15 protein-coding genes are annotated in these 14,361 nt (G+C 68.6%); 6 read left to right on the forward strand and 9 right to left on the reverse strand.

Annotation, left to right across the window (positions count from 1 at the left end):
• Positions 1–68 precede the first annotated feature (68 nt).
• A complete protein-coding gene (locus O9344_RS04950) occupies positions 69–1,100 on the reverse strand; it encodes a LysR family transcriptional regulator (RefSeq protein WP_298473576.1) in 1,032 nt (343 codons plus the stop codon).
• 198 nt (positions 1,101–1,298) lie between these two features.
• On the opposite strand from O9344_RS04950, the gene O9344_RS04955 reads away from it, so the two are divergent.
• Both O9344_RS04955 and O9344_RS04960 read left to right on the forward strand, forming a co-directional pair.
• Complete coding sequence (locus O9344_RS04955; RefSeq protein WP_298473578.1) at positions 1,299–2,354, forward strand: GNAT family N-acetyltransferase; 1,056 nt, start codon at positions 1,299–1,301, stop codon at positions 2,352–2,354.
• The gene (locus tag O9344_RS04960) at positions 2,351–2,587 is read left to right on the forward strand and encodes a hypothetical protein (protein ID WP_298473581.1); all 237 of its coding nucleotides are present in this window, start codon (positions 2,351–2,353) and stop codon (positions 2,585–2,587) included. Before O9344_RS04955 ends, O9344_RS04960 begins: the two co-directional genes overlap by 4 nt.
• 56 nt (positions 2,588–2,643) lie before the next feature.
• On the opposite strand, the gene O9344_RS04965 is transcribed toward O9344_RS04960, so the two are convergent.
• Complete coding sequence (locus tag O9344_RS04965) at positions 2,644–3,498, reverse strand: GyrI-like domain-containing protein (protein WP_298473584.1); 855 nt, start codon at positions 3,496–3,498, stop codon at positions 2,644–2,646.
• 129 nt (positions 3,499–3,627) lie between these two features.
• Between O9344_RS04965 and dapF the strand changes: the two genes are divergently transcribed.
• Positions 3,628–4,494, forward strand: coding sequence for a diaminopimelate epimerase (gene dapF, locus O9344_RS04970; RefSeq protein WP_298473587.1), 867 nt, complete (start codon positions 3,628–3,630; stop codon positions 4,492–4,494).
• A gap of 5 nt (positions 4,495–4,499) precedes the next feature.
• Positions 4,500–5,789 carry a tRNA (N(6)-L-threonylcarbamoyladenosine(37)-C(2))-methylthiotransferase MtaB gene (gene mtaB, locus O9344_RS04975; protein WP_298473590.1) on the forward strand — a complete coding sequence of 430 codons (1,290 nt, stop codon included), beginning with the start codon at positions 4,500–4,502 and terminating at the stop codon, positions 5,787–5,789.
• 188 nt (positions 5,790–5,977) lie between these two features.
• On the opposite strand, the gene O9344_RS04980 is transcribed toward mtaB, so the two are convergent.
• The 6 genes from O9344_RS04980 to O9344_RS05005 form a co-directional block, all read right to left on the reverse strand.
• Positions 5,978–6,172 carry a hypothetical protein gene (locus O9344_RS04980; RefSeq protein WP_298473593.1) on the reverse strand — a complete coding sequence of 65 codons (195 nt, stop codon included), beginning with the start codon at positions 6,170–6,172 and terminating at the stop codon, positions 5,978–5,980.
• Entirely contained in the window at positions 6,169–7,203 is a 1,035-nt protein-coding gene (locus O9344_RS04985; protein WP_298473596.1) for a DUF4118 domain-containing protein, read from the reverse strand. Before O9344_RS04985 ends, O9344_RS04980 begins: the two co-directional genes overlap by 4 nt.
• Before the next feature lie 116 nt (positions 7,204–7,319).
• Positions 7,320–7,493: a DUF1328 domain-containing protein gene (locus tag O9344_RS04990; RefSeq protein ID WP_298473599.1), complete on the reverse strand. Its 174-nt coding sequence runs from the start codon at positions 7,491–7,493 to the stop codon at positions 7,320–7,322.
• Between the two features lie 224 nt (positions 7,494–7,717).
• On the reverse strand, positions 7,718–8,344 hold the full coding sequence (locus tag O9344_RS04995; protein ID WP_298473602.1) for a PRC-barrel domain-containing protein: 627 nt from the start codon (positions 8,342–8,344) through the stop codon (positions 7,718–7,720).
• Between the two features lie 126 nt (positions 8,345–8,470).
• On the reverse strand, positions 8,471–9,367 hold the full coding sequence (locus O9344_RS05000; RefSeq protein WP_298473605.1) for a transglutaminase family protein: 897 nt from the start codon (positions 9,365–9,367) through the stop codon (positions 8,471–8,473).
• Between the two features lie 100 nt (positions 9,368–9,467).
• A complete protein-coding gene (locus O9344_RS05005) occupies positions 9,468–9,653 on the reverse strand; it encodes a hypothetical protein (protein ID WP_298473608.1) in 186 nt (61 codons plus the stop codon).
• Between the two features lie 157 nt (positions 9,654–9,810).
• Between O9344_RS05005 and O9344_RS05010 the strand changes: the two genes are divergently transcribed.
• Together O9344_RS05010 and O9344_RS05015 are read left to right on the forward strand one after the other, a co-directional pair.
• Positions 9,811–11,640: an ABC transporter ATP-binding protein/permease gene (locus O9344_RS05010; protein ID WP_298473611.1), complete on the forward strand. Its 1,830-nt coding sequence runs from the start codon at positions 9,811–9,813 to the stop codon at positions 11,638–11,640.
• 182 nt (positions 11,641–11,822) lie between these two features.
• Entirely contained in the window at positions 11,823–12,701 is an 879-nt protein-coding gene (locus O9344_RS05015) for a transglutaminase family protein (RefSeq protein ID WP_298473613.1), read from the forward strand.
• A gap of 9 nt (positions 12,702–12,710) precedes the next feature.
• On the opposite strand, the gene O9344_RS05020 is transcribed toward O9344_RS05015, so the two are convergent.
• A complete protein-coding gene (locus O9344_RS05020; protein WP_298473616.1) occupies positions 12,711–14,357 on the reverse strand; it encodes a sensor histidine kinase in 1,647 nt (548 codons plus the stop codon).
• Positions 14,358–14,361 lie beyond the last annotated feature (4 nt).

The following is a 14,361-nucleotide window of genomic DNA, read 5'->3' on the forward strand; positions in this document are numbered from 1 at the left end:
AAGATAGGTGGCGGGCCCGGCGCCGCCACCGCAATCGGCTTGCAGCGCCGCAAGCGGGACGTGCGGCCTTAGCGGAAGGCCTCGGCTGCCTGGAAGTCGGAGAAGAGCTGGCCGCGCTCCTGCGCCATCAGCTGCATCTTGTCCGGCTCGACATAGGCCTCGCCGAACCAGGGATAGCGCTGCGGATCGAAGGAGCGCTTCACCCAGTCGATCGCTTTGCGTACATGCGGCAGGTCGGCGGCGCGCGGGTGGTAGACGAGCCAGATATCCCGGCGGATGTGGTAGTCGCGGGCGACGTGGACGAGGCTCGGCGCCAGTGCGCGGGCATAGGTCGGCAGCGCGGTCACCCCGGCACCGCTGGTCACCGCCAGCACCTGCGCCGAGCTGGTGTTGACGCGCAGGCCCACGAAGGCGCGGTGGTCTTCCCGCGTCACGTCAGCCTGCAGCTTCTGGCTGGGAATCTGGTTGGCGACGAGTTCGATGAAGGGATGGGCGGCGATGTCCGCCCGCGTCTCCGGCGCGCCATAGCCGCGCACATAGCGTTCGGAGGCAAAGAAGGCGATATGCAGCCAGCCGAGCCGGGTGACGATGAGGTCGCCGGCCGCCGGTGGCTCCAGCTGCACGGCGAAGTCGACCTCCAGGCCCTCGATGTCCGTAGGCCGCATGTCGCACTTGATGCTGACCTGCACGGTCGGTTCGGCGAGCGAGAAGTCGAGAATGCGCGGCACCAGCCAGAAGGTCCCGAGCCCTTCGGTGATCCCGAGCTTCACGGTCGAGCGCAACCCGGGTTTGGCCCTTTGCGAGACGTGGCTCAGCAGCCGCGCCTGTTGCAACATGGCCTCGCCGGCCGTGCGAACCTTCTCGCCCTCCTCGGTCAGCACCATGCCCTGCTTGGTGCGGCGGAAGAGGACGCAATTGGTCCGCTGCTCCAGGTGAACGATGTGGCGCATCAAGGCGCTGCGCGACATTGCGGCCTCTGCGGCGGCCCGCCGGAGGCTCCCGGTCCGCGCGAGGATCAGGAAGAGGCGGACATCGTCCCAGTTGAAGGCCGTGTCGATGTGGTCTCCTTCATGGGCCACGTCGGCGCGTTTTGAGGACATGCAGCTACAACCTCATTTGCGAACATCCCTGTGTTGTTCCCGCGTAACCCAGGGGTATCTGCCATGTTCCAGAGTAAAGAGCCTATCTCATCTAGCCGCAATCGCAACCGCAGCAGGAATGCTCGCAGTCTCCAGCCGGCTGTTTACGCTCGCTCCATCGTCGCATTCACCCCCACTCCCGCCATCATCGAAGAATTGATGGCCAAGGCGAGAACCAGCATCGAGGGTCTCGCCAGTACCGAGAAGGTCATCGAGATCTTCCGGCACAATCCGGAATGCATCTCGGTCTTCGCCCGCGGTGGCTACACCGACGATACCACCGGCAATGCGATGGGCTTCCTCGCCTTCCTGCCGCTGACCGAGGACGGTCACGCCGCGCTGTTTGACGGGCGTCTGGATACGGGTGATCCGGACCTGCGGTTCATCTGCCGGCAGCACGAGCGGCCGGCCGCCGTCTACCATTGGGGCGTCATGAACGGTCCCGAGACGGCCGGCGGCATCGCCCATGTCTTCGAGCGCATGACCTCGGCCAAGTACCGTGGGCTGCCGATGTATTGCCGCGCCGCCAACGAGCGCGCGCTGCAGTTCTTCCTCAACATCGGTTTCGTCCAGGGCGCCACCTTCAAGCGCCATTATCTCAAGGACCTCATGCACCTGCCGATGCAGGCGCCGCCGGTGGCAAGCTACGACAGCTACGTGCCGGGGGTCGAGGCCGGGAGCTGCGGCATCAAGGTGGTGCACGACATGTCCGAGCTCACCATGGTGCTCGCCATGCGCGCCGCCGCCTATATCGGCGAGCAGGGCATCCCCTATCGCGAGGATGTGGACGGCAACGACCTCAGCGCCACCCATCTCATCGGCTATGTCGGCGACGAGCCGGCGGGATGCGTGCGCATCAGGTGGTTTGCCGGCTTCGCCAAGGTCGAGCGCCTCGCCGTGCTGCCGCGCTCCCGCCGTACCCGCCTCGCCTTCAAGCTGGTACAGGCGGCCATCGATCTCGGCCGGGCCAAGGGCTACACCCATTTCTATGGCCATGCCGCCGCTGACGTGGCGCCGCTCTGGGAGCGTTTCGGCTTCGTCCGCCGCTCCGGCGAGGGCATCCGCTACCTCACCGACACCACCTATTTCGAGGGCGACCTGATCGTCCCCGCGAAAGCTGACGCCCTGACGCCGCAGTCCGGCCCCGCCGTGCTGATCCGGCCGGAGGGGCGCTGGCACGAACCGTCACATCTGGAAGGGAGGATCGACACGTGAGAACGAACCGCAAGCCCGTCACGCCCCTCAATGGCGACGCGACCACGCCGGATGACGCGCTGCTGGCGCTCATCGGCGCGGCGCGGGCTGTCGCCTATGAGGCGAAAGGCTTCAGCGCCACCGCCACCTTCTGCCTGGAGATGGGGGTGCTGGAGCTGGAGAAGGAGTGGCAGGCGCGCAATGGCAATGTCGTGAAGATCTTCCCGGCGCGTCCGACGCAAGATCAGGCCTGACACGCCTGCGCTGAACACTGGGCCGGTGCCGTGTCCGCGGCGCCGGCCCTCTTGCGTCAGCGGGCCGGCGCGGTCTTCGGGAAGACGTAGATGAAGATCGCCATGGCCGTCTCCGGCGTGGTGTCGGGGTCGCGCACATATTCCTCGACGAAGGCGTCCTCGGCGATGATGTTGCGCTCGTCGAGATGGTTGGCGATCTCGTCGTAGGTCTGCTCCATCGTGTCGTAGCCGCCATGATGGACGAAGCGCAGCGTCTTGCCGGACGGCGTCGTGCCCGGCGCGGCCGGCGCATAGGCACTGGCAGGCTTGCCCGCCTCCTTCACCGGCAGGATCGCCTCGAAATCCACCGCGTCGTCGGAGGACGACAGGAAACGCACCATCGGTGGCCCGGTCATCTCGGCGCCCTCGCGCGCGGCGATCGCCTTCAACTCGGCGATCGCGGTTCGGAAGGCGCCGTAGAGGTCGTCCCAGCTCGTCTTGCCCTTGCGCACCAGGGCGGGCCGCGCCTCCAGCGTCACCTCGTCGGCAAAGCCCGCCGCCGCGATGGCCTCGTCGGTCGGCAGGACCGAGGCGGCGGGGGCCGTGGGCGCAGGTGCTGCCGGCGTCGCCGTGGCAGGTGGTGTCTGGGCAGATGGTGTCTGGGCAGGCGGTGTCGGGGCCGCGGCCGCCGGAGCGGTGGGTGTGGTCGGCGCCGCCTCGGCGCTCGGAGGGGCGACCGGTGCAGGTGTGGTGGGAGCAGGCGTGGCGGGAGCCGGCGTCGTGGTCGCGGGAGTGGCCGGGGGTGGAGTCGTGGGCGCCGGCTGCGCCATCGCCGCAGCGAGGCCGAGCGCCAGCCACGCCGCAACCCCCGCCGAGGCGCGGCCGCCTATCGATCCCCCAACGCCCGTCGTGATGATCGCCCTGGTCCTCATCGCACCCCTCGGCGGGGCCTCGCGCCCCGGGCATTTCGACAAGCGCGAGGATAGCCTATATAGGCGCGAGGCATTGTGTCCCCGCCGTCACAGGCCCCCGTCAACGCCACCCCGACCGGTCCTTCAGGCATGAGCCCGCTCGCCCACCATCCGTTCTGGAAGATGAACGGCGCCGGCAACGAGATCGTCGTGGTCGACCTGCGCGCCTCCGCGCATGTCGTCACGGCGGCGGAAGCGCGTGCCATTGCCGCCGACGAGCGTTCGCGCTTCGACCAGATGATGGTGCTGCACAAGCCGCGCACGCCGGGCACCCGCTGCTTCATCCGCATCTACAACACCGACGGTTCGCTGGCGGGCGCCTGCGGCAATGGGACGCGCTGTGTCGCCTGGGTGCTGGCCGAGGAGGACGGATCGAACAGTTTCCTCGTCGAGACGGTCGCCGGAATCCTCGCCTGCCGCCGCGTCGGGCCGGCTGCCTTCTCCGTCGACATGGGCGAGCCGAAGTTCGGCTGGCAGGACATCCCGCTCGCCGAGGAATTCCGCGACACCCGCGCCATCGAGTTGCAGATCGGGCCCATCGACGCGCCCATCCTGCATTCGCCTTCCGTCGTCTCGATGGGCAATCCGCACGCCATCTTCTGGGTCGACGATCCCTATGCCTTCGACCTGACGAAGATCGGGCCGATGCTGGAGAACCACCCGATCTTTCCCGAGCGCGCCAACATCTCGCTCGCCGGCGTCAAGAGCCGCGACCACATCGTGCTCTGGGTCTGGGAGCGCGGCGTCGGCATCACCCGGGCCTGCGGCTCGGCCGCCTGCGCCGCCCTCGTCTCCGCCGCCCGCACCAAGCGCACGGAGCGCGCCGCCACCGTCTCGCTGCCCGGCGGCGACCTCTTCATCGAATGGCGCGACGACAACCACGTCGTCATGACCGGTCCGACCGAGGTCGAGCACGAGGGCCGCTTCGCGCCGGCGCTCTTCGCCACGGCCGCCTGACGCCCATGTCCGCCGCCCGCCCCTCCGTCGAGGTCGTGACCTTCGGCTGCCGGCTGAACACGTCGGAATCCGAAGTCATGCAGCGCCTCGCCGCCGAGTCCGGCCTGTCGGACGCCATCGTCGTCAATACCTGCGCCGTCACCGGCGAAGCGACGCGCCAGGCGCGGCAGGCCATCCGCCGGCTGAAGCGCGAGAACCCGGCCGCCCGCATCATCGTCACCGGCTGCGCCGCCCAGACCGAGCCCGAGGTCTTCGCCGAGATGGCGGAGGTCGATCGCGTCATCGGCAACGACGAGAAGATGAAGGCCGAGGCCTGGGGCGAGACGCGTCGCGTGCTGGCGCAGGGGCCTGATTTCGGTGTCGCCGCATCGGAGAAGGTCGCGGTCAACGACATCATGGCGGTGCGCGAACAGGCCCTCCACCTCGTCGATGGCCTCACCGGACGCTCGCGCGCCTTCGTCCAGGTGCAGAATGGCTGTGACCACCGCTGCACCTTCTGCATCATCCCGTTCGGGCGTGGAAACAGCCGCTCCGTGCCCATGGGCGAGGTGGTGGCGCAGGTCAGGAAGCTGGTCGAGAACGGCTATCGCGAGGTCGTGCTCACCGGCGTCGACATCACCAGCTACGGCCAGGGCCTGCCCGGCGAGCCGAAGCTCGGGGCGCTCTGCAAGGCCATCCTGCGCCATGTGCCCGAGCTCGAGCGCCTGCGCATCTCCTCCATCGATTCCGTCGAGGCCGACCCGGATCTCATGGCGGTGATCGCCGGAGAGGAACGGTTCATGCCGCATCTCCACCTCTCGCTTCAGGCGGGTGACGACATGGTGCTGAAGCGCATGAAGCGCCGGCACCTCAGGGACGATGCCATCCGCTTCTGCGACGAGGTGCGCCGGCTGCGCCCCGACATGGTCTTCGGCGCCGACATCATCGCCGGCTTCCCGACCGAGACCGAGGACATGTTCGCCCGGTCGCTGGCCATCGTCGACGAGTGCGGGCTCACCCACCTCCATGTCTTCCCCTTCTCGCCCCGGCCGGGCACTCCGGCGGCGCGCATGCCGCAGGTGGCGCGCGATGTGGTGAAGGAGCGGGCGAAGCGGCTGCGGGCCAAGGGCGAGGCGGCGCTTGCCACCCATCTCGACGGCATGGTGGGCCGCGCCTTCTCCGTGCTGGCCGAGACCGACCGCATCGCCCGCACCGGCCATTTCACGCCGGTCCGCCTCGCGGGCGACGTGGCGCCCGGCTCGATCCTCACCGTGACGGTGACCGGCCATGACGGCCGCGAGGCGCTCGCCGCCTGAGCCTCTCCGTCGGAACCTGGCCCGCGGAACCCCGCTACACCCCCGGCGTTATCCGGTTCGAACGCGAACACAGGAGACGCATCATGGGACTGGGACGCGGCGCATTGCTCTGGCTTGTCGGCGTACCGCTGCCGATCATCATTCTCCTCGCGCTGTTCTGGCGCTGAGGCTTTCGGCCCTGGGGCGTATCAGCGGGCGAGGTGGTCCGCCGGCACGACCAGCACGGCAGTGAGGCCGCCACCGCTCCAGTCATGGGTCAGCGCCCCCTTCAGCTGGCGCTGCACGCTCATCTCGATGAGCTGGCTGCCGAAGCCGCGATGGCGCGGTGCCGCGACGGCGCCGCGGCTCGCCAGTCGCCCGGCCCAGTCGCTGGAAGGGGTCATGTGTTCTGCGCTGCTTTCAATCCCGAGGCCGACCAGGCGACTTCCAGGCGGTCCTCGATGACCGGGGCGCGGAACGTCAGCCGGCACAGCGTTCCGCCGTCGGACGCCATGGTGAAGCGCCCTTCGAGCTGACCGGCGAAGGCGCGCAGCACCGTCATGCCGATGCTCCGCGCTGTCGCGACATCGAAGCCGGCGGGAAGTCCGGGGCCGTCATCGCGCACCGTCAGCTCGCAATCGGCCCCGACGCGGGTGAGCGTCACCTGGATGCTGGCGTGCTCGCGCGCGCCGAGCCCGTGCTCCAGCGCGTTGTTGATGCATTCGGTCATGATCAGCGCCACGGGAAGGAACTTGTCCTGCGGCAGGGCGATGGGCGTGATCGAGGTCGCCAGCGAGACCTTCCCGCCCGCACCAGCCGTGGCGAGGCAGCGTTCCGCCAGCTCACGGGTGAAGTCCTCGTCGATCCGGCCATCGGCGTGGGCGGGATCGTGGAACATGCGGTGGATGTCGGCGATGATGCCGACACGTTGCACGGCGTCGGCGAGGGCCCGTTTGGCGGCGGGATCGGTGACGGCACGCATCTGCACGTTGAGCAGCGCCGAGACGGATTGGAGATTGTTGCCGATCCGGTGCTGCAGCTCCTTGAACAGCGTGTCCCGCTGCCCGGCATGGTGCAGCGCCTTTTCCCTCTCGGTCCGCAAGGCAGCGAGCGTCGTCGTCAGCCGGTCGATGATCAGGATGTCCACCGCGCAGATGATGGCGAAGAAGGCGATGGCGACCGCCGAGGGCAGGTCGAGCTGGAAGCTGCGCTCGGGCTGGATGAAGAAATAGAGCGCCGCCAGGCCGCTCAGCCCGGCGCACAGGATGGCCGGCCCGGCGCCCGCGACGAAGGCGGTGATGATCACCGCCGGGAAAAAGGTCAGGAAGGGAAAGCCGGGAGGCAGAAAGGGTTCAGCCGCCAAGCGCAGGCCGAGAGCCGCGGCGAACAGTCCGATCCCCCAAGCAAACCGCTGCAACACTTGACCATGCGTCATGACATTCCGGTCACGCTACCCCGGCCCTCTGTACCATCAGACCGCCGGGAGGACATGTCAAAAGACGCAGGGCGGAACCCGCGGCGAACCGCGGGCCCCGGTAGGCCCCTCGTCGGTCAGGCGCGCCGTATCAGGCTCGCGACCACGGACACCACGAAGAGCACGATGGCGACCCAGAACAGCAGTTGCGCGCCGCTCATGGCCGTGCCGGCAACGCCGCCGAAGCCGAGGAACGCGGCGACTACCGCCACGATGAGGAAAACGACGGCCCAGTAGAGAAGATTACCCATGGTTGGCTCCTGAACATTGGTGCTTGGGCCCGCGCGGGCCGGCGACATCGAGATGTCAACCAACAAACCGGCGATCGGCCTTCGGGTTCCGCAGAACCAGTACGATGGTAGCGGCTGCGCCCCGCTCTTCTTCTCGTCGGCATCACCGTGCCGCCGATGCCCCTCGCGAAAAGCCCCGCACCATCCGGTGCGGGGCTCGATCGCGTCTTGAAGGGAGCGTCTCGTCAGATGCGCGAGCGCTCGAAGGTCGGCATGTCCTGCAGCTGCTTCTTGGTGCTGCTGACGAAGCCGACGAGCGTGCCGTCTGCCATCCGCATGAACCGGACATCCGCCAGCGCGATGGCGACGTTCTTCTCGCCCATCCCGAGGAACCCGCCGACGCCGAGCACGGCGTGGGTAATGCGCCCGTCATTGCCGATCACCAGGTCGTCGATCTTGCCGATGGAATCGTGGCCATCGCGCATCGTACGCCACTGCGCGTCGCTCACCGGCGTGATGCGCAGGACGGCGGGCCCGGTCGCCGCGGTGCTGCCCGAACCCGGCAGGGGCTGGGTGGCTGCCGCACCGCTCGAGTTGCTCATCGTGCCGCTCGTGTCGGTCGATGGGCGCGTCACAGTCGATCCCGTGGTGGCGGGAGCGTCCGGCTTCGGCGCATAGATGGTGATGCCGACGAGCTTGCTGGAGGTCAGCTGCTCGTTGGCCATCTGCTGGGCTCGGGTGGTGGCCGCCGGGGCGGTCTGGGTCTGCGGCTGGGCAGTGGGGCTGGTGGTGCCGGGTGCGTTGGTCTGGGCCAGCGCGCCGGTGGCCAGAAGGGTGGCGACGGAGGCGGTGACGAGGTGTTTGCTGAACATGGCGTTCCTCACTGTGGCTCTTCGGAAAAGCAGCGGCGCGAAACGGTTGCCGCGCGCTGTCGAAGTCCCAACCGCAGCCGGAGTCCTTTGTTCCCATCACCGGACGATTGCGTCGTCCAAAGAAACTTAGCCGGCGTTCCGGAACCGGCTCATCGCCTGCCAGTGATCGCGCCGCTCGCCCGCGGTCTGCGGGAAGCGGTCGCCTTCAACCTCCTCGGTGATCACCGCGAAGCTCTCCAGCCGATGCGCGCCGAAGGTCGAGATCATCGCGACATCGGCGGCGTCGCGGCCGCGCGCCACCGGGGTGCGGCCGATGCGCGGGCGATTGTGGCGGGCGTCGAAGGCATGCCAGCGCCCCTCCAGCAGCACCTCGAACCAGGCGCTGAAATCCATCGGCTCGGGCACGGCCGGCAGGCCGATGTCGCCGAGATAACCGGTGACGTAGCGCGCGGGAATGTTGAGGCAGCGGCACAGCGTCAGTGCCAGATGGGCGAAGTCGCGGCACACGCCGGTGCGCTCGTCCCAGGCCTCGGCGGCGGTGCGGGTGCTGCGCGCCGCCATGTAGTCGAAGCGCAGGTGGCCATGGACGAGGTCGCAGACCGCCTGGACCTGGCGGCCGCCGGCCGGAACTGTGCCGAACCGCTCCCAGGCGAGCGCCATCAGCCGGTCGGTCTCGCAATACCGGCTCCCCGCGAGGAAGGGCAGGGCCTCCTTGGGCAGGTCCTGCGGCAGCGTCGCGGCCGCGTCCAGCGGCAGCACCTCCGGGAAGCCCGGATCGTGGATCATGCCCGCGGCGGTGAGCCGCGCGCCACCGGCCGGCACCAGCAGCCGGCGGGCGATATTGCCGAAGGGATCGATGAAGGGCTCGGTTGAAAGGCTCGCCCCGTCGGCAAGCGCGGTGACCTCGGGCGTGTCCGGCTGCACCAGGTCGCCCCTGCGGTCGGGATGAACGTCGAGCATGAGGATGGCGGGGGTCGCCTGCTCGCAGGAAATGGTGATGTCGTAGCCGTAGCGGATATGCATGAAGGCTCCCGGCGTTGCCGGCCGCGTCCGTGGCGGACCCGTCGCCGATGCCTGTGGAGGCCAACGCCGCGCCTGCCGTGCCGGTTCCCGCACCACCCTGTCAGAGGATGGGCCGCTCCACCAGATCCCGCTCGAAATAGGCGGCGATGCGGCGGTGGTCGGTCTTGAACTCGGCCGTGAAGGCGATCTCGGCTTCGGTCTTGGGGTGGAAGGCCCGTTTCCGGCGCAACGGGCAGGTGTGGCACCAGGGGTGCAGCGACTGCCGGGTGACAGGATGGGAGAGCATGGGTCCTCGTGGTCTCGGGGGCGCGTGGCAGCCCGACCGAACCCGCATGGAACCCGGTACCATCGAAGGCGTTCCCGGCTCGACCCTTCGATCACGGGGCCGCCCCCTTGAAGGATCGGGAGACGGCGGGAGGGCCTCACGATCCGCCGGACCATTCATGACCGACACCGCCGCCCGTTCAGCCGACGTCCTTCCGGCCCGCTCCCGATCGCGCTGCTTCTTCCGCATGGCCAATGGCTTCTGGAAGGGCCCTTCCGCCGGCCGGGCCTGGTTGCTGACCGTCGTCGTGCTGGTCTTCGCCTTCGCCCAGATCGGCGCGCAGGTCGGCATCAACGGCTGGAACCGGCTGTTCTTCGACGCACTCGAATCCAAGGACATCGGCGCCGTCATCAAAGCCATCAGCCTGCTGCCGCTGCTGCTCGGCGCGGCCGCTCTCACCGTGTCCGGCCTCGTGGTCTCGCGCATGCTGCTGCAGGTGCGCTGGCGCGAATGGGTCACCGGGCGCCTTGCCGGCTGGTGGATCGCCGACCAGCGCTATTATCGCCTCGGCTTCCTCGACACCGAGCACAAGGCTCCCGAATTCCGCATCGCCGAGGATGTCCGCATTGCCACCGAGCCGCTGGTCGAGTTCGCCATCGGCCTTCTGAGCGCCGCCGTCACGGCCCTGACCTTCGCCACCATCCTGTGGACGGTGGCCGGCTCCATCACCTTCGAGATCGCCGGCCGCACCGTCTTCATCCCCGCCTACATGGCCATCGCCGCGGTGGCCTATGCCACCGTCGCCTCCCTCGCCGCCTACTATGTGGGCCGCGCCCTGGTGGGCAAGGTCTCGACCAAGAACGAGATGGAGGCCCAGTTCCGCGCCGAGATGACCCGTCTGCGCGAGAATGCCGAGAGCATTGCGCTGATCAAGGGCGATGCCGACGAGCGCTCCACCGTCATTGCGAGCTATGGGCACGTCGTCGCCGCCTGGCTGGCGGTGGTGCGCCGCCAGGGTTTCCTCGCCCTCGTCCTCAACACCAATGGCGCGCTCTTCCCCGTCGTGCCGCTGCTGCTGGCTGCGCCGAAATTCCTTTCTGGCGAGCTCACCCTCGGCGGTGTGATGCAGGTCGCCGCCGCCTTCTCCGCCGTGCAGGCGGCCCTCATCTGGTTCGTCGATAACTTCGTCCGGCTCTCCGAGTGGTATGCCTCGGTCGTCCGGGTCGATGAACTCTCCGAGACCCTGGAGGAGCTCGACATCGGCACCATCATGGAGGAGGACCAGCAGATCAGCCTCGAGGAAAGCGACGACGACGCCATCCAGATCGAAAACCTCTCGCTCGCCCACCGCAACGGCCGCGTTGTCATCGATGACGCCTCCATCCGCATCGAGCCCGGCGAGAAGGTGCTCATCGTTGGCGAGAGCGGCACCGGCAAGAGCACGTTCATCCGCGCCCTCGCAGGACTGTGGCCCTGGGGTTCGGGCCGCATCGCCTTCCCCCGCGGCCTCCGTTACGCCTTCCTGCCGCAGAAGCCCTACATGCCGCGCGGCACGCTGAAGGACCTGATGCTCTATCCCGACGGCGAGGTTGCGGTCGCCGACAACATCATCCGCGCGGCGATGGAGCGCTGCGGCCTCGGCTACATGGTCAAGCGCCTGAACGAGGAGGACGACTGGGATCGTGTGCTCTCCGGCGGCGAGCGCCAGCGCATCGGCTTCTGCCGGCTGCTCATCCAGAAGCCGGCGATCATCGTCATGGACGAGGCGACCGCCGCGCTCGACGAGGGCAGCCAGGACTCGCTCCTCTCCTTGCTCGACGACGAACTCGCCGCCTCCACGGTCATCAGCGTCGGCCACCGGCCGGGGCTCGAGGAGTTCCACGGCCGCAAGATCACCCTGACCCGCCGTCCCGCCGGCGCCCATATGAGCTCCGCACCCATCCGCCACTCCTTGTGGCGCGTCGCGCACAGCGCTGAACGCCGCAATGCGCTGGCCGACAGACGGTGAGGCAGGCAGTCATGATGGCGGACAGAAATCGCGGCACGCGACGGAACTGTCACCACCTCCACGCGTTCATGGCATGATCATCGCCATTTCCCTTCCCGCGATGTAGACCTCTTTCCTGAAGCCGCCTCGTGCGGCTTCTTTTTTGTCCGGATCTCGCGGGGGATCAGCCGGGGCCGTCAGCCATGGACCTCCATCTGCGTCACGTCACGCGCTATCACTATTCTCAGCCGGTCATGTTCGGCCCGCACAAGCTGATGATCCGCCCGCGGGACAGTTTCGACCTGCGCATCCTCGAGACCGAACTCGACATCTTCCCCGCCGCCGCGCTCGCCTGGTCGCACGATGTCTATGGCAACCCGGTGGCCCTCGCGACCTTCGCGGACGCCGCCGATCGGCTGGAGATCACCTCCTCGCTCGTCCTGCGCCGCTACGGCTCTGCCCTGTTCCGCAAGCCCGGCCCGGCGACCGCCGCCTTCGTGCCGCATTATTCCGATGGCGAGCGCATCGTCCTCCAGCCCTTCATCACCCCCGCCAGCGCCGATGCCGACGGTGCGCTTGCCGCCTGGCTCGCCGGCGTGCTGCAGGACCCGGTCGGCGGCGATTCCCTGTCGCGGCTCGCCGAGGCGATCCATGCCGGCTTCGGCTATTCGGTCCGCTACGAGGAGGGCACGCAGGCGCCCTCCCAGACACTGGCGCTTGGCGCCGGCTCCTGCCGCGACCTCGCCTGGCTCTTCATCGAGGCCGTTCGCCGCCTCGGCTATGCCGCCCGTTTCGTCACCGGCTATCTCCACAACGCCACAGGCGAGGCAGGCTCCAACCGCGCCGCCGTGGGGCTCACCCATGCCTGGGCCGAGGTCTTCGTGCCGGGGGACGGCTGGGTGGAGTTCGACCCGACCAATGCCCTTGTCGCCGACCCCCATCTCATCCGGGTGGCGGTGGCGCGCGTCCCCACGGATGCCTCGCCGGTGTCGGGCAGCTTCACCGGACCCTTCGGGGCGCAGATCGGGCTGTGGGTCGGCGTCGAGATCACCCCGATTCAGGGCTTTGCCGCCGTCGCCTGACGCCCGGCGTCAGAGCGGGATGTCCCAGCGTCCGGTCCCGTCCTCGATGGCACCGCTCCGCCGTGTGGCGCCGATCTGGCGCAGCAGTCCGTGGACGATCTTGGTGTCGATGGCGCCGGTGCGGCGATCGTCGGTGGCCACCGACAGGGCGAGATGGTCGCCCCCGCCGCAGCTGACCTCCACCATCAGGTGGTCCGTGTGGGCCTCCTCGATGGCGTGGCAGGCGATCTCGACCACCAGGAGGCCGAGCGGAATGGCGCGGTCCACCACCAGCGCCAGATCCGCCTCCGCCCTCGCCGTGACCCAGGGCCGGCCCGCCTGCAACAGCCCGTTGAGCATCACCGCCACCTCGTCGAGGAAGGGTTGCAGCTCGACCGGGCGCATCTCGCCCTGGGCGAGGGCATGGCGATAGGCGATGGAGAGGACCTGCACCTTCGCCTCGATGGCGGCGAGCACCGGCCGATGCTCCGGCCCATGTTGGCGGCGGGCGAGGCTGATATAGCTCTGCGCGACCTGGAGGCTGTTCTTCACCCGGTGGTGCAGCTCGCGCACCAGGTGGCGGTTCGCGCCGATCGTGACGTTGAGCCGATCGACGCGCTCCGCCTGGTCGGACATCAGCGCATTGAAGGCCTCCGATACCCGCCGGATGTCGTCGGGCATCGCCGGATCGACCGGGGCCTCCTGCGGCTGCTGCGAGGCGCGCGCCACAGCCGCCGCCTCGATGCCGCGGATCCAGCGGACGATATTGGTGTCGATCGCCAGCGAATAGACAGCGAAGAGCAGCATCAGCGTCACCAGCGGCGTCAGCAGCAGGGCGATGAACTGGAGGAAGGCGGCGCGCTCGGCCTGCTGGTCGAAGCGGGCCAGGACATAGAGGTCGGGCTCGGCCACCTGCTGCATACCGAAGGTCGCCGTCGTACCGGTGCGGGTCAGCGCCTCCCAGCGTGTCAGCTGCGTCGTCGCAGGCAGCTCGGCCGGCAGCCAGCTCATATCGTCGTCGGCCGCGCCGCGGGTGATGACCACGTCGGCGGGGGCGCGCACGAGCCCGACGATGGTGCCGCCGCCAAGGGCGCCGAGATCGAAGGTGCGGTCCATGATCGTGGCGTTGACCAGCAGCACCCCCTCCATGCCGGTGATGCCGCTGTCGCCGCGCCGGGCGTAAATGACCATATAGCGCTGGTCGCCAACCATGGTGACGCCGTAGCTCGTGTCGGCGATCTCGGCGCCGATCCAGGTCGGACTGCGCGCCCGCGACCGGTAATTCTCGACCAGCGCCCCGAGCGCGTCCTCGGTGATGCGGGCATCATTGCCGGAGAAGCAGCGCGAGCCGCCGCCGATCCGCATGGTGATGCCGCTGACGCCGATATTGTCGGCGATCAGCCGCTCGGCCACCGCCCGGCACTGGCCATCCGTCCCGCCGATCGCCGCCACGCTGGTGCTGGCGGTCAGCAGCGTGCGCAGCGACTCCCGGTACCAGATGCGGGTGCGGACGGAGAAATTGCCCACCGTCTGCAATTGCGAGGCCTCGATGGACGTCAGCACAGACCGATAGGTCGCGACCGCCGTCACCGCCGTGATGATGGCGATGGGCAGGATCACGAGCACGATCAGGGCCAGGAGCCGGCCCCGAACCGTTCGGAAGGCGGTGACGTTCATCGCT

The sequence above is a fragment of the Phreatobacter sp. genome, assembly GCF_027532945.1.
GTDB lineage: Bacteria > Pseudomonadota > Alphaproteobacteria > Rhizobiales > Phreatobacteraceae > Phreatobacter.

Bases quoted from the DNA above. Each gene is read 5' to 3' on its own strand.
- O9344_RS04950 (WP_298473576.1), bottom strand. From the start codon at position 1,100: ATGTCCTCAAAACGCGCCGACGTGGCCCATGAAGGAGACCACATCGAC.
- O9344_RS04980 (WP_298473593.1), bottom strand. From the start codon at position 6,172: ATGACCCCTTCCAGCGACTGGGCCGGGCGACTGGCGAGCCGCGGCGCC.
- dapF (WP_298473587.1), top strand. From the start codon at position 3,628: ATGAGCCCGCTCGCCCACCATCCGTTCTGGAAGATGAACGGCGCCGGC.
- O9344_RS04965 (WP_298473584.1), bottom strand. From the start codon at position 3,498: ATGAGGACCAGGGCGATCATCACGACGGGCGTTGGGGGATCGATAGGC.
- O9344_RS05020 (WP_298473616.1), bottom strand. From the start codon at position 14,357: ATGAACGTCACCGCCTTCCGAACGGTTCGGGGCCGGCTCCTGGCCCTG.
- O9344_RS04990 (WP_298473599.1), bottom strand. From the start codon at position 7,493: ATGGGTAATCTTCTCTACTGGGCCGTCGTTTTCCTCATCGTGGCGGTA.
- O9344_RS05005 (WP_298473608.1), bottom strand. From the start codon at position 9,653: ATGCTCTCCCATCCTGTCACCCGGCAGTCGCTGCACCCCTGGTGCCAC.
- O9344_RS05015 (WP_298473613.1), top strand. From the start codon at position 11,823: ATGGACCTCCATCTGCGTCACGTCACGCGCTATCACTATTCTCAGCCG.
- O9344_RS04985 (WP_298473596.1), bottom strand. From the start codon at position 7,203: ATGACGCATGGTCAAGTGTTGCAGCGGTTTGCTTGGGGGATCGGACTG.
- O9344_RS05000 (WP_298473605.1), bottom strand. From the start codon at position 9,367: ATGCATATCCGCTACGGCTACGACATCACCATTTCCTGCGAGCAGGCG.
- O9344_RS05010 (WP_298473611.1), top strand. From the start codon at position 9,811: ATGACCGACACCGCCGCCCGTTCAGCCGACGTCCTTCCGGCCCGCTCC.
- mtaB (WP_298473590.1), top strand. From the start codon at position 4,500: ATGTCCGCCGCCCGCCCCTCCGTCGAGGTCGTGACCTTCGGCTGCCGG.
- O9344_RS04995 (WP_298473602.1), bottom strand. From the start codon at position 8,344: ATGTTCAGCAAACACCTCGTCACCGCCTCCGTCGCCACCCTTCTGGCC.
- O9344_RS04955 (WP_298473578.1), top strand. From the start codon at position 1,299: ATGGCCAAGGCGAGAACCAGCATCGAGGGTCTCGCCAGTACCGAGAAG.